Raw genomic sequence first — 14,264 nt, 5'->3', positions numbered from 1 at the left:
GTTGTTAGTTGTTAGCTTTTTACGATCAACCATGAGCAAACAACCATTAACCAATCATTACTTTTTCTTATTTTTATTAACCAATTTCACCGTCATCATAATTAAAAATACCAGAACGAAAAATCCGGTGATTAATTGCCACCAATATTCAATAACCTGAGATTTTAAGATCACCGTAAATACGACAAGGAACAAAATAAATGTCGCAATTTCATTCGCCTGTCTTAGTTTGATATTGGCAGTTTCCAAGGTATTTCCGTTCAGTTCTTTCAGTTGTAACACTTTTTTCCAGCACCAGTAATGGTAAATTGCGAGGCCTATAAGAAACGTGAGCTTCAGATGAAACCAAGGCGTTTTCATCAATCCTAAATTCAGGAAGATCATGGTTATTCCGCAAAGTGTCATGATTACACCCGCCGGAACGGTAATGATATTCCACAGCCTGCGTGCCATGAAGGTATACTGTTCTCTTAAAATTTTCTTTTTATCCTCGGCAAATTCGTCGGTATCTTTATAATAAACAAATATTCTTACAAGGTAAAAGATCCCTGCAAAATAACTTACCATAAAGATAATATGAAGCGCTTTTATTATGGTGTAAAGCATCGTAAAAAAATAATGGCAAATATAACGTTAATGACAAAAATATTGGATAGAAAACACAATAAAATATTCTCATTTTCCTGATATGTTTACTATTTATTTATGAAAAGTTGTAAAAGTTTTAATTTATAAAAGAAATACTGCCTGTTTTTTTCCGTCTTCATATTTTATTATATAACTCAGATTTCCCATCTTATCATAACGGTTGCAATTTTCAAAGTAAAACCAAAACTTCACTTTCAGAAACTTCCTTCAGTAAAAACAATATATTTTTTGCATAAAAAAACAGAATTTCCGTAAATATAGAAATCCTGTTTATTCTAACAATCTGATTTTATTTTTTAAATCACACCAAGTTCTTTTCCAACTTTTTCAAAAGCTGCGATTGCTTTGTCCAGATGTTCTCTTGTGTGGGCCGCAGAAAGCTGAACTCTGATTCTCGCTTTTCCTTTCGGTACAACAGGATAAAAGAAACCAATTACATAAATTCCTTCATCCATTAATTTTTCCGCCATTTTCTGGGCTAAAGGCGCATCATAAAGCATTACCGGAACTATCGCTGCATCACCATCCGGAATATCAAAACCTTTCGATTTCATTTCAGCTCTGAAATATTCTGCATTTTCCATTACTTTATCACGCAGAGAAGTATCTTCGGAAATCATATCCAATACTTTCAACGCTGCTCCCACGATTCCCGGAGCCAGTGAGTTTGAGAACAAATACGGTCTTGAACGCTGTCTCAGCATATCGATGATTTCTTTTTTACCGGAAGTAAATCCTCCCAAAGCACCTCCCAATGCCTTTCCTAAAGTGGAAGTAATGATGTCTACTCTACCCATCACTTCGTTGGCTTCATGCGTTCCACGGCCTGTCCTCCCGATGAAACCTGTAGCATGAGAGTCGTCTACCATCACCAAAGCGTCATATTTATCTGCCAAATCGCAAACACCTTTCAGATCGGCAACAATTCCGTCCATTGAGAAAACACCGTCCGTAACGATGATTTTAAAACGGTGATTTTTTTCGGAGGCTGCAATTAACTGGGCTTCAAGATCTTCCATATTGTTGTTTTTATAACGGTATCTTGCCGCTTTACAAAGACGAACGCCGTCGATAATGGAAGCATGGTTCAGCTCATCTGAAATAATCGCGTCTTCTTCGGTAAATAATGGTTCAAAAACCCCTCCGTTGGCATCAAAACACGCTGCGTAAAGAATGGTATCTTCAAGACCTAAGAAATCGGCAATCTTCTGCTCCAGTTGCTTATGAATATCCTGGGTTCCGCAGATAAAACGAACGGATGACATTCCGTAACCGTGAGATTCTATCATATCCTGAGAAGCTTTCATCACTTCCGGATGGTTGGATAATCCCAGGTAATTGTTGGCACAGAAGTTCAGAAGTCTTTTCCCGTTAGCTTCTATTTCCGCACTCTGCTGAGAAGTAATAATTCTTTCTCTTTTGTAAAGTCCGTCGTTGTCGATATTCTGCAGTTCATTCTGTAAATTTTCAAGATATTTTTTAGAGATCATTTTAGATAGATTTTTTGATGCGCTAATTTAATAAAATCACGGTAAAGTATTCTATTTTATGATTTTTATTCTGAGCGTTTAAATAAAAATTTAATATTTTTCCAAATAGTCTACAATTTAAGTAGACTAATCGTTATATTTGTTACTCTAAAATCAGGAAAATGAGATTATCACCAGTACAAAAAATTAAAAAAATAACATCCGAAGATTTCCTCAAAACCTATTTAAAACCTTCAAAACCAATTATCCTGGAGGATTTTGTAGACTCAAAAAGTCCCGCTTTTGAAAAATGGAATTATTCTTATTTTAAAAAAATCGCCGGAGAGCACAGAGTTAATATTTATGGAAGCGAAATTGAATCGCTGGACAGAGTCGCCAGCAAACCAATCGGGCAAAGTACTTTCTCAGAGTATCTGAACCTGATCACTTCTTCTCCCACTGAACACCGTCTTTTTTTATTTAATTTATTAACCATTAAACCCGAACTTAAAAATGATATCCATTATAACGATGTTACGAAAGGAAAAATCATAAAATGGCTGCCTTTTATGTTTTTCGGTGGTGAAGGCTCAATTACCAGAAATCATATTGACATTGATATGTCTCATGTTTTTATCACCCAGTTCCAGGGAATTAAAAGAATCTGGCTTTTTCCGTGGGAACAATCTGATTTGATGTATAAGCTTCCTTACAACTTCCACAGTATCACCAATATTAAGGATCCTGATTATGAAGAATTTCCCGGACTGAAATATCTGGACGGATATGAAGCAATTATAAAACCGGGTGAAACCCTTTACATTCCTTCCGGCTGGTGGCATTATATCCAATACGAAACCGAAGGCTATTCTGTTTCTATACGGGCTTTACCTTCCAGTTTACTTGAAAAATGGCGGGGTTTTAAAAATCTGGTTCTGATAAGACATTTTGATAACCTGATGCGAAACATATTTAAACAGAAATGGTTTGATTTTAAAGTGGAAAAGGCAAAACGTAAAGCCAACAGGGCTATTAAGCGCCAGAAAAGTTTTCAGATTTAATTTAAATTTTAACCTTAAAAATATCAGCTATGGAACTCATTGATTTAGTATTGTCGGCAGAAAGATCATTAAACATCTATTATCCAATTCCAATTATTCATTTTTAAACAAAAAAACCTTCAGAGATTCTGAAGGTTTTGACCTGATAGGTACAGTTAATAATTACTTTTTTAAAAACTTTATATTCTTATCATTAATTTTAAGAATATACGCTCCGGGAACAAATTCTGATGTATTGATTGGTTTTCCGGGCTGATATATCCCTTTTTTTACGAGTTTTCCGTCTATGAAATAAATGGTAAATTCGGAGGATTTGTCAATGCCTTTGATATTAATTTGATTGTTGGCGGGATTCGGGTAGATTGTGAATTCATCTTTAACCGGATCTGCTGTTCCCAGCGTATTATCCTGAGCGACTGTTGAGTTTTTTTCTAAAATCTGGTATTCATAATTAAATTCTATGCTGGCCACCGGAAAGGCCACGGATTGCGTGAAATACTGATTGTTTGTCGTATTATTTAATGCCAGATAGGCAACCTGCCCTCCGGTTCCGTTTACTTTAATCGGAAGAGGCATCTCAAAAAAGCTTACCGTAGGATTGCTTTGCGTCTGTGAAGCTCTTATGGTTAAAGTATTTCCTATCTGTTTCCAGCGGATAGTATAGGTGGGATAGCCCTGTCCGTAGATCCAGTCGTTGAAAAATTCTGTAAAATCTTTACCAGTGGAAGTCAATAAAGAAGCATTAAGATCCTGTGTTCTTACATAATTATAGGCAAGTGCAGGTCTTGAATGATATTCCTTAATAGCTTGGTAAAATGCTGCATCTCCAAGGATCCATTTAATCATTCTCAATACATAACCTCCTTTTGCGTAAGACAATCTACCATTGAAAATAGTTCCTACACTCCATAGGTTTGAATCGGCAACATATACACTTCCACCCGTTGCACTTGTAATATAGTTTTTCTGTCCCAGAAGATAATTTAGAAAGTTGGCATTGTTCATGAGCAGCTTTTCATTAGCTAAATGTTCACCAAATGTTGCGAAACCTTCATTAAGCCAGATATCATTCCATGCGCCGCAGGTTACTTTGTCTCCGAACCATTGGTGGGCAAGTTCATGGGCAATTAAATCTCTGGACCAACCGCCCATGGATGACATGGTCTGATGCTCCATTCCGCCGCCGGCCTGAAATTCCATATGTCCGTACTTTTCATTCCGGAAAGGATAAGGCCCGAAATAATTTTCAAAAGTATCCATCACTGTTTTCGTCCATTCAATATTGCTCATGCTTGTTGTATTGTTGGAAGTAGACGGAAAAATATAGTTTACAAAAGGGAATGGCGGATTTCCCATAGTGTCATTTAACTTAACAAAATTAGTAATAGAAAACGCGATAAGATAAGCCGCAGTAGGATATTGTGTTCTCCAGAAAGTACGTTTTTGTCCGTTTCCAAGAATGGTTTCAGACATAAATTTACCGTTTCCAGCCACACTATATTGGGAAGGCGTGGTTACTTTTATATCAAACCTTTCGATTTTATCATTTAAGCTTTGTTTGGTAGGAAACCAATCCTGCGCACCATACGGTTCGCTAAGGGTAGATAAAACCGCAGTTCCGCCCTGTGTTCCGTTAAAGAAAGCATTATTTGCCGTAGGCGGCGCTCCCGAATAGCTAATCGTAAGAGAATCCAGTACATTGGCAGCAAGTGGAGAAGCAAAATCAATTTTCACTTCCTTTGTAGAGAGCTGCTGAAAATTAAGATTATTTCCATGATACGCAACCTGTGAGACCGTCATCTGATCATCGAGATCAAAATAGATGCTGCTGATATTCTGGTTGGGTTTAAAATGAGAGGTTACGGAGCCTGCAATGCTGTATACAGACGGATTTACCGTAACATCCATTCTCTGATACTGCAGATCATAATTAAGCGTATTCGGATTTGTATTTCCGGCTTCCATTTTGTTGGCAAAAGATTTCATTTCTTTTGCGATCAGTCCCTTTCTTTCAATATTGTTTATGTCTTTTTGGGCGTACAATTGATGGATTGTAAAAACACCCAATAACAAAAAATAGATTTTTTTCATACTTAGTAAAAAATTGTATCAAAGATATAAAAAAACCTTTCAATCATTGATCAAAAGGTTTTTATCTTAATTAAATTTTAATAATACTATAAATCCAATGCAGGCTCAAGAATTTTCTCCATTCTTTTCTTTACCATGTCTACCGATCCCGTATAATTGTTCACCAATAAAGAAAAAACCAAAGTTTTCCCTGTATTGGTTTTCATATATCCTGCTAACGTTTTCACTCTGTTTAAAGTTCCTGTTTTTGCATAAATCTGCCCGTTTCCGACTCCGTTGAACATTCTTTTCAATGTTCCGGACTGGCCTCCTACCGGCAATGAATTCAGATATGTTTTATAATATTTTTCATCCATTAAAGAAGTTAAAAACTTTACCTGTGATATCGGCGTAACGTTATTGCTTCTTGAAAGTCCGCTTCCGTCAATATAATTTAACCCTAACATATCAAAGCCTTCTTTCTTCAGATGCTCGGTTACTACTTTTCTTCCTGATTCACTAGTCTGATCTCCCAAACTCTGGAAACCTACCGTTTTCAGCAATGCTTCGGCTAGACCGTTATCACTGTGCTGATTGGTATAAAAAATAATATCGCCTAAAGTTGGAGATTTATAGACCGAGATCATCTTTCTGCTTTCGGGATTAGCGTCCGTCATTTTCGGAGTCACTTTTCCTGTTACAGGTATCCCGCTTTTCACCAGAGTCGTTCTGAAAGAGTTGGCAAGATAGGCCGGTGCATCCGGCAATTTTGTTGTTAAAATGCCATCACCTTCATATTTATCGGCATACACCATCTGGTTGTTATAAGGAGAAACGTAGAAAAATTTCTTTTCATTTGAGAAATTGGCTGATTTTTTTACAATCAGTTTTTCATTGGCAGGATTGATCTCGTGCGTAGTTCCTGCAGGCAGGTAGTAATTATTATTCTCCAACCACACAACATTTTCCGGAAGCTTTGAAATATTGCCTTTGAAAAGCGCTGTCTGGATGATAATATCACCATTTACCTTTTTGATTCCCTCGCGTGAAAGTCCTTCCTTAAAATCTGAAATAATATCTCTGTACGCCCATGCTCCTGCTTTATTGGTCCCCAAAGAAGGATCCCCGCTTCCCACGATGTAAAGATTTCCGTTCAGAACTCCATTTTCATCAACACTTCCCGAATATTCCAGCTGCGTATTCCAACGGTAATTCTCACCCAGCATGTTCATTGCCGTTTCGGTAGTGAGTAATTTTGTGGTGGAAGCAGGAACTAAAGGAGTATTTTCATTATACGAAGAAATTATTTTCTTCGTTTTCGGATCGTACACTACGAATCCCCAGGTTGCATTTTTCAGCACCGGATCGGTCATCATTGTGTTTACATTAATGTCTACAAGCTCTTTTGCCGAGAGAACCGTTTTTTCCGCCATCGAAGTAATCGGTGAAGGCAGATTCAAACTGTTGTTCTGATTTTCGTAACCCGGAGCATACAGCACTGTAGAAACGGTAGACTGGGCAAGGAAAAATCCTGCGGCCAGCACCGCAACACCTGAAATATACTTTCTGAAATTTACCATCTATTTTTTCATTTTGCTATAGTTTGGATGGATTAAAAATCAATCGGTTAAATCGAAAGTTAAACCCCAAACATATAATCAACGACCAAATGTAGAAAATATTGCAATTAGTAGGGATGCAGAAGGCTTATAAAACCCTATAAAATTTGTTAAAATTTGTTAAAAATCTACAAATACATCTTTTTTAATACTGTGGTATGCAGTAATTTCATCAAATTCTTCCAGACTTGTTAAAACCAATTTTTTATATTCTTCATATTTTTTTCCTCTGGGAAGCTTAAGAAGGATCTGGAACTGGTACAGGTTGTTAAGTTTTGCAATCTGCGCTTTTTCCGGCCCCAGTACACAATCTCCGGGAAGATATTTCCTCAAAATTGATCCTAGAAACTGAGAAGCTCTGTTCGCTTTATCTTCTCTTCTGTGTTTCAGCTCAATCATGATGAGTTTTGTAAAAGGCGGATAATGAAATTTCTTACGTTCCGTTAAAATATATTTATACACCCTTGCCGGATTATTCATTTTAATCAGCTGAAAAACGGAATGTTCCGGGTTATACGTCTGTATGATAATTTTTCCTTTTCCTGATACCCTGCCCGCTCTTCCGGAAACCTGTGTAATGAGCTGGTAAGCACGTTCTTCTGCTCTGAAATCCTGAACATACAACATTGAATCAGCCTTTGGAATTGCTACAAGCTCAATGTGATTAAAGTCCAGTCCTTTCGAAATCATCTGTGTTCCGACTACAATATCGGTCTCACGGTCTTCAATTTTCTCATACAATCTTTCGTACGCGAATTTTTTTCTCATCGAATCAACATCCATGCGGTCAACTTCGTTGTCGGGAAACAGTTTTGAGACTTCTTCATGAATCTGTTCGACTCCCACTCCTCTTTCATTCAGGTTTTCAGAATAACATTTGGGACAGGTTTTCGGTTTGGAAGCTCTCTGGCCGCAGTAATGGCATTTCATTTCATTGGCAGCTTTGTGATATGTCATTACGACGTCACAATTGGAGCAATAATTCACATAACCACAGGTTTCGCACTCTACCACGTTGGCGTAACCACGGCGATTATGAAGCACAATAATCTGGTTCTTTTCTTCAAGAACTTTTTTAATCTCATCAATAATCTGCAAAGAAAAGTTTCCGGAAACTTTTTTGGAATCCTGGGCTTCTTTAAAATTTATCAGCTCATATTCCGGAAGATTTACGTTTCCAAAACGTTCCTCGAGAAAAACATAGGCCATTTTATCTTTCCTGGCATTGTAATAACTTTCAACAGAAGGTGTTGCAGAACCTAAAATGACCCGGGCACCATAAAAATTTCCCAATACTAGTGCTGCATCTTTAGCATTGAAATAAGGAGACACTTCGCGAGGCCTGTATGCGGAATCATGTTCTTCATCCACCACAATCAAACCTAAATTCCGGAAAGGCAGGAACAAAGAGTTCCGTGTTCCGATCAGGATTTTAATATCATTCTGGCGGATTCTTCTCCAGACCTCCACGCGTTCAAAATCTGTCAGTTTCTGATGGTAAAACCCGATCTGTCTTCCGTATTTTTTTTCTAATCGTTGAGTAATCTGCTTGGTTAAAGAAATTTCAGGAAGGAGAAATAATACGTTTTTGCCTTCATTGATACATTCTTCTATTTTTTCAAGATAAATATGGGTTTTTCCTGATGATGTCACCCCGTGAAGCAGCACGTTTTTTCCTTCCTCAAAGGCTTCATCAATTTCCGCTTTTGCATTTTTCTGAGATTCTGAAAGCTCTTCTATTTCTTCTATTTCCCCTTCATAGCTTTCAAGCCTGTCTTTCTGCATGTAATATTCCTCAACCAGATTCTTATCTGCCAATGCTTTAAAGTGTGAACTTGCAAAATAACCATCTTCAAAAAGCTCTGATTTTTTTATGTGAAGATCCGGATTTTCCGTCTGCTTTTCGAGAATATGAAGGAAAAGGTCTTTCTGCTTCTGTGATCTTTTTAAGGTTAAAAGTATTTCCGTAAGGTTCTGGTTTTTTAAAACCTCATCTTTTACTTTTACGTATGCAACTTCCTTTGCTTTGTACTTTTCGGCGATTTTTTCATCAATCTCGATATATTGAAGATCAATTAAAGAATTGATGGTTCTGATGATATCTTTTTTGGGGATAAATGCTTCAATATCCGTCAAATTAATCAGCTGCCGTACTTCCAGAGCCTGGATCAGGTACATTTCATTGACATCCAGATTTTCGAAATCAACCGTTATATTCGGCTTTAATTTTAAATAAGTTTCGCTTTCCAGCTTCAACGAAGAGGGAAATGCAAAACGGTAAATTTCACCCAGCCCGCACAAATAATAATCTGAAAGCCAGTTCCAAAACTCAATCTGCTCGTGCGGAACAATAGGCTGATCATCCAAAAGGCTGATAACTTCTTTTGCGACAAATGCTTCCGGCGCATCATTATGAAGTTCAAATACAATTCCGGTATAGATTTTTTTACCACGAAACGCAACCAAAACCCTCATTCCAACCTGGATTTCGGATTGCAGTTCTTCGGGAACTTTATAGGTAAAAGATCCTTTTAAATTTAACGGTAAAACAATCTGGGCGTACTGCAAAGGAAAATATTTAAAATGTAAAATTAATTGATTCTTTCGGGAACTGCAATTTTTTATATTTTTATCGTTCTTATATTAACTAATATTTCAATAAATAAACAAACAAACCATGAAAAAATTACTTTCAGTTATAACTGTATTTCTGATCATTTTAACTTCTGCCCAGGAAAAAATTTCTTTAAACAAAGGAGAAATTACAGTTCCCATTGGCAAAAAAATTTTACTGAAACCTGAAATAAAAAACAATAAAATTATAAGTTTTGAAATTGTAAAAGAAGACAATATTACTCAAAAAGTGGATCTGTTTGATACATTAGAAAATTTCAAAAAAGATGAAGTTAAAGATAACAGCATTGAGCTTACTTTCGCAGAAGGCTTTATGATGACCTCAACAATGTATGTTTTAATTGTTATTCAAAAAACAGGAAAAAAATTACTTTTTAAGGCTAAAATCAGATTAAAAGGTAATTCTTCATATCAATCAACTTCTATTATGCCGGCCATAAGTAATTCTGTACTTGTGGAGCAATGGAAAGATCACATTGATTCTATTATTTTATACGATTTCGAGCTGAACTAAAATAACATTTCAAATCACTAATTCTTTGCATCCCAAAGGCTCATAAACTTAATTCCTTCAATTGGTTTTGAAAGGATGATTTTCTTTGAGGTTTTTGGAAGCAGATCAAAAAAGTTATCGCTGAAATGGGTATCCCCAATCAAATAGACATCTTTAGCAAGCACATCCGTAAAAATTTCAATTTCCGTGGGAGAGATTTTCCTGATGGTCAGATTGGGTTTTGGTAGTTTTAGATCTTTTGGTTTTGCAAAGAAATAGTTGGTTTCTGCAATTACTTTTTCATTTTTTTCATCTCTTAACATTATATGTAAAAAAATTTCATTTCTGTCTGCATTTCCTATGATTTCTTCCAACGAAAAAGAATCAAAATTCAGCACTCCGTTTGATTCCAAAATTCTAGTCTCTGCCGCTGCTCCTGAACCTTTTTTCTCACCGCTAAATTTTAGAATATCAAAATCTAAAGATACATTTTCAAACGTTTTCAATCCGTCATTAATAACATAAAAGTCTAAAATTTCATCTTTTTCCTGCGGTAAAATCACCTGGTTTTCAAAACTTCTTTTCACCTGGTAATGCAGTGCTTTCCAGTTTCCCAGATAATCAATTGATGACCAGGAAACCACCGGCCAGCAATCGTTCAGCTGCCAGTACAACGTTCCCATATTGTATGGTTTTGCACGGCGGTGTGCTTCAATAGCAATCTGCATTCCGCGGGCCTGAAGCAACTGGGAAATATAGTTGTATTTCACAAAGTCTTTCGGAATGTTATAATCCCGTTTCATATAATTTTCGATAATCTCCCAGCCTCTGGAATGTTTTTCGTGCGCTTTGATAATTCCATTTTGCAAATTTAACTCTGGTTTTCCTGAAAACATGGATTTTGTAGTTTCCAGTGTCGGCATTCCCTGAAAACCATACTCAGAAGCAAAACGGGGAACTTTTTCATTATATATTTCAAACGGCTGTTCACCCCACCAGACGCCCCAGTAATGAGAATCCCCCTCTGTTAAACTTTCTTTATGTCCCCATCCTATAGAAGGCGAACTTTCCCAGTAAATCTGCTTATCCCGTGACGCATATTTTTGAATAGCATTGGGAATTATTTCATGGAAAATGGTCTTATAATCTTTCCATACCTGAAGAGAATCTTCTTTGGAATATTTAAACTGCTTCTGATATCCCCAGTTGACTATCGCTTCATCGATTTCATTATTTCCGCACCATAAAGCCAGGGAAGGATGATTTTGAATCCTTTCTATCTGGTCTCTCACTTCCAGTTCCACATTTTTCTGAAATTTTTCATCTGCCGGATAAAAGCTTCCCGCAAACATAAAATCCTGCCAGACTAAAATTCCGTTTTCATCACAGGCTTTATAGAATTCGTTGTCTTCGTAAATTCCGCCGCCCCAGACCCGGATCATGTTCATATTGGCTTCTTTGCAGTCTTTGATGAGTTTTTGGTATTTTTCTTTGCTCATTCTTGGTGAAAAGCTGTCTCCGGGAATCCAGTTGGTTCCTTTGGCGTACATTGGTTTTCCATTCACTTTGAAATAAAAAGATTTTCCTTTTTCATCTTTTCCCTGAACTAATTCTATGGTTCTTAAGCCAATGCGCTCAGTTTTTTTATCTAAAATATCAATTCCTCTTTTGACAGAAATTTCAAAATCATACAATTTCGGCTTTCCCACTCCGTTCGGCTGCCAAATTTCCGGATTAAAAATCTTATAGGGAATTTCAATAAAATTTATTCCTTTTTTCAGAAGCACGGAAACTGATTTTTCATTTAAAAAGACAATGGTTTTATTCTGTTCGTTACTTTCAGAGAAAATCTCGGCTTTCCATACCAAAACAGCTTGTTTCTCTCCTAGATCAAGCGTTTCGTACTGAATATTGTTAATTTTCGCATGATTCCAGAATTCCAGCTTTACATTTTTCCAGATTCCGGCAGTAACGAGTCTTGGTCCCCAGTCCCAGCCAAACTGGTATTGTGCTTTTCTTACAAAACTTCTGGGAGATTCAGGCATAGTAAATGGTACTTTTGCAGCCAGTTCATTTCCGGTTTTTACTGCAGATCTGAATTTAACCTGTAAAATATTTTCTCCTTTTTTTAAATAAATCTTTACAGGAACTGTCCATTTTCTGAACATATTATCTGTCGTCTGAATCAATTTTCCGTTCAAATAAATATCGGAGAAAGTATCAAGTCCCTCAAAAACCAGATCTATATTCTGATTTTCCAGTTCTTTTCCCGAAACGGTAAATTGAGTCTGATAATCCCAGTTTTCATTTTCTATCCACTGCACTTTTTTTTCATTTTCATCTTTGAAAGGATCCGGAATGATATTATTTTTCATCAAATCCAAATGTACTGTTCCCGGCACGGAGGCTGTGAGCCAGTTATTTTCTTTGGCATTTTTAAAGTTCCATTTTTCTGAGGATAAATTACGCTCTGAAAACTGAGCGTTGATTAAAATTTGTGTGAAAAAGAATGTGAAAAGTAAAATTTTTTTCATTATAATTTATTTACTATTCGATGGATGCCATCTTTAATAAGTGTTGTATTAAAGTTAATAAGAAGCCCAAGTTTTATGTTTGCTAATTTTAAATAAGTTAATAATTGGGCGTTAAAAACAGGATGTATTTCCAGTACGGATTTCACCTCAATTATTACTTTGTCTTCGATAAGCAAATCAATTTTGTAAGCATTTTCAATATTCATTTTTTTATATTGTAAGGGCAGATAAATTTGCTGTTTAACATTGAATCCTGATTGTTTCAGTTCATATGCTAAAGCTGATTCGTAAGTACTTTCTAATAAACCGACTCCAAGATTTTTGTGTACTTCGATTGCTGATCCTATTATTTTGTAGGATAATTCATTTTCTATCATTTATTATTGTGTTTTTATTTTTTAACGCAAAGATTTAATTTTAGTAATTACTAAATTTTAAGTGAGCAAAGAAGAATCAATTAAAAATTGATTTTATGAAGCTAAGGTTCTAGCCATTCAGCTTAATCAGCGACTTTGTCGCAATACTTTGCTTCCTTATAAATATAAAATTAAATAAATCTTTGCGTTAAAATTTCATATTATTATTATTTATTCTTCATAGCAACAATCTCTTCAGAATTCGCAAAATTTTCTGTTAACATTAAATCCTGATTGTTTCAGTTCATATGCTAAAGCTGATTCGTAGGTACTTTCTAATAAACCAACTCCAAGATTTTTGTGTACTTCAATTGCTGATCCTATTATTTTATAGGATAATTCATTTTCTATCATTTATTATTGTGTTTTTATTTTTTAACGCAAAGATTTAATTTTAGTAATTACTAAATTTTAAGTGAGCAAAGAAGAATCAATTAAAAATTGATTTTATGAAGCTAAGGTTCTAGCCATTCAGCTTAATCAGCGACTTTGTCGCAATACTTTGCTTCCTTAGATAAATATAAAATTAAATAAATCTTTGCGTAAAATTTCATATTATTATTTATTCTTCATCGCAACAATCTCTTCAGAATTCGCAAAAACACCACCATCGGTAATTGCTGAAGAATGGTAATATCCGGCTTTAGTAAACTCACGGATTTCTTCGATATTGGAAGAACGAAGTCCGCCACCGACAAGAATTTCAATTCTGCCGTTGGATAACTCTACCAGTTTTTTAAGATTTTCTTTGCCTTCTAAGACATTGGCTTTTTGTCCGGAAGTAAGAATGGTTTTAAAACCACAATCAATTATTTTTTCCAGAGAATTTTCTAAATCTTTTGCACGGTCGAAAGCTCGGTGAAAAGTGCAGGGATAAGGACTTGCCAGCTCAACTAAAGCTCTATTTTGCTGAATATTAACCTCATCATTTTCATCCAAAATCCCGAATACAAAGCCGTCTGCACGTAATGATTTTAAATGAATTAAATCTGATTTCATCTGCTCAAACTCTTCATCTGTATAAGTAAAATTCCCACCACGAGGACGAATCATCACAAACATCGGAATGTTGATTTTTCCACGAAGCTGCTGTACAGTTTTAAAATCCGGTGTGGTTCCGCCTTCGCTTAATCCGTCGCACAGTTCTATTCTATCTGCTCCGTTTTCAAAAGCGATTATTGCCGATTCGGGATTAAAGCACGCTATTTCTATTTTTGACATCGTTGTAATTTAAGTTTGGGCTAAAGTCAATGTTTTTTTATTTCGAAAAATGAGCTAAAGCCCGTTACTATTAATCTTTTCTAATTGTTTGATTACAAA

11 protein-coding genes are annotated in these 14,264 nt (G+C 35.8%); 2 read left to right on the top strand and 9 right to left on the bottom strand.

Translation table 11 applies throughout. The annotated features are described in order from the left end of the window. Positions 1-57: 57 nt before the first annotated feature. Both U9K52_RS16720 and kbl read right to left on the bottom strand, forming a co-directional pair. The gene (locus U9K52_RS16720) at positions 58-606 is read right to left on the bottom strand and encodes a CopD family protein (RefSeq protein ID WP_263602801.1); all 549 of its coding nucleotides are present in this window, start codon (positions 604-606) and stop codon (positions 58-60) included. Between the two features lie 338 nt (positions 607-944). After that, entirely contained in the window at positions 945-2,138 is a 1,194-nt protein-coding gene (kbl, locus tag U9K52_RS16715; RefSeq protein ID WP_322927434.1) for a glycine C-acetyltransferase, read from the bottom strand. A 161-nt stretch (positions 2,139-2,299) separates the two neighbouring features. Here kbl and U9K52_RS16710 point away from each other — a divergent pair, with 161 nt between their 5' ends. Further along, on the top strand, positions 2,300-3,178 hold the full coding sequence (locus U9K52_RS16710; protein ID WP_322927433.1) for a cupin-like domain-containing protein: 879 nt from the start codon (positions 2,300-2,302) through the stop codon (positions 3,176-3,178). 162 nt (positions 3,179-3,340) lie between these two features. Here the strand turns inward: U9K52_RS16710 and U9K52_RS16705 are convergent, their stop codons facing one another. From U9K52_RS16705 to priA, 3 genes are all read right to left on the bottom strand, one after another. After that, positions 3,341-5,269, bottom strand: a complete 1,929-nt coding sequence (locus tag U9K52_RS16705; protein ID WP_322927432.1) for a M1 family metallopeptidase — start codon at positions 5,267-5,269, stop codon at positions 3,341-3,343. A gap of 86 nt (positions 5,270-5,355) precedes the next feature. Beyond that, positions 5,356-6,828 (bottom strand): D-alanyl-D-alanine carboxypeptidase/D-alanyl-D-alanine-endopeptidase, encoded by a 1,473-nt coding sequence (gene dacB, locus U9K52_RS16700; RefSeq protein ID WP_322927431.1) that lies wholly within the window; start codon positions 6,826-6,828, stop codon positions 5,356-5,358. 159 nt (positions 6,829-6,987) lie between these two features. Continuing rightward, positions 6,988-9,435, bottom strand: coding sequence for a replication restart helicase PriA (gene priA / locus U9K52_RS16695; protein WP_322927430.1), 2,448 nt, complete (start codon positions 9,433-9,435; stop codon positions 6,988-6,990). Positions 9,436-9,544: 109 nt separating this feature from the next. Here priA and U9K52_RS16690 point away from each other — a divergent pair, with 109 nt between their 5' ends. Further along, positions 9,545-10,015, top strand: a complete 471-nt coding sequence (locus U9K52_RS16690; RefSeq protein WP_322927429.1) for a hypothetical protein — start codon at positions 9,545-9,547, stop codon at positions 10,013-10,015. 17 nt (positions 10,016-10,032) lie between these two features. Here U9K52_RS16690 and U9K52_RS16685 read toward each other — a convergent pair whose 3' ends face one another. From U9K52_RS16685 to U9K52_RS16675, 4 genes are all read right to left on the bottom strand, one after another. Beyond that, complete coding sequence (locus U9K52_RS16685; protein WP_322927427.1) at positions 10,033-12,528, bottom strand: beta-mannosidase; 2,496 nt, start codon at positions 12,526-12,528, stop codon at positions 10,033-10,035. Continuing rightward, a complete protein-coding gene (locus U9K52_RS16680; RefSeq protein ID WP_322927426.1) occupies positions 12,528-12,905 on the bottom strand; it encodes a GxxExxY protein in 378 nt (125 codons plus the stop codon). The genes U9K52_RS16685 and U9K52_RS16680 overlap by 1 nt, the downstream gene beginning before the upstream one ends. Before the next feature lie 234 nt (positions 12,906-13,139). Further along, positions 13,140-13,298, bottom strand: a complete 159-nt coding sequence (locus U9K52_RS21335) for a GxxExxY protein (RefSeq protein WP_263602793.1) — start codon at positions 13,296-13,298, stop codon at positions 13,140-13,142. Between the two features lie 204 nt (positions 13,299-13,502). Next, on the bottom strand, positions 13,503-14,165 hold the full coding sequence (locus U9K52_RS16675) for a copper homeostasis protein CutC (RefSeq protein ID WP_322927425.1): 663 nt from the start codon (positions 14,163-14,165) through the stop codon (positions 13,503-13,505). Positions 14,166-14,264: the final 99 nt, after the last annotated feature.

This window comes from Chryseobacterium sp. MHB01 (assembly GCF_034651565.1).
Taxonomy (GTDB): Bacteria; Bacteroidota; Bacteroidia; order Flavobacteriales; family Weeksellaceae; genus Chryseobacterium; species Chryseobacterium nepalense.
The sequence above is the reverse complement of the archived record's forward strand: the minus strand, read 5'-3'. Positions and strand labels throughout refer to the sequence as shown.

Excerpts from the sequence above, each read along its gene's own strand:
- U9K52_RS16705 (WP_322927432.1), bottom strand. The coding sequence starts at position 5,269 with ATGAAAAAAATCTATTTTTTGTTATTGGGTGTTTTTACAATCCATCAA.
- U9K52_RS16710 (WP_322927433.1), top strand. The coding sequence starts at position 2,300 with ATGAGATTATCACCAGTACAAAAAATTAAAAAAATAACATCCGAAGAT.
- kbl (WP_322927434.1), bottom strand. The coding sequence starts at position 2,138 with ATGATCTCTAAAAAATATCTTGAAAATTTACAGAATGAACTGCAGAAT.
- dacB (WP_322927431.1), bottom strand. The coding sequence starts at position 6,828 with ATGGTAAATTTCAGAAAGTATATTTCAGGTGTTGCGGTGCTGGCCGCA.
- U9K52_RS16690 (WP_322927429.1), top strand. The coding sequence starts at position 9,545 with ATGAAAAAATTACTTTCAGTTATAACTGTATTTCTGATCATTTTAACT.
- U9K52_RS21335 (WP_263602793.1), bottom strand. The coding sequence starts at position 13,298 with ATGATAGAAAATGAATTATCCTATAAAATAATAGGATCAGCAATTGAA.
- U9K52_RS16675 (WP_322927425.1), bottom strand. The coding sequence starts at position 14,165 with ATGTCAAAAATAGAAATAGCGTGCTTTAATCCCGAATCGGCAATAATC.
- U9K52_RS16685 (WP_322927427.1), bottom strand. The coding sequence starts at position 12,528 with ATGAAAAAAATTTTACTTTTCACATTCTTTTTCACACAAATTTTAATC.
- U9K52_RS16720 (WP_263602801.1), bottom strand. The coding sequence starts at position 606 with ATGCTTTACACCATAATAAAAGCGCTTCATATTATCTTTATGGTAAGT.
- U9K52_RS16680 (WP_322927426.1), bottom strand. The coding sequence starts at position 12,905 with ATGATAGAAAATGAATTATCCTACAAAATAATAGGATCAGCAATCGAA.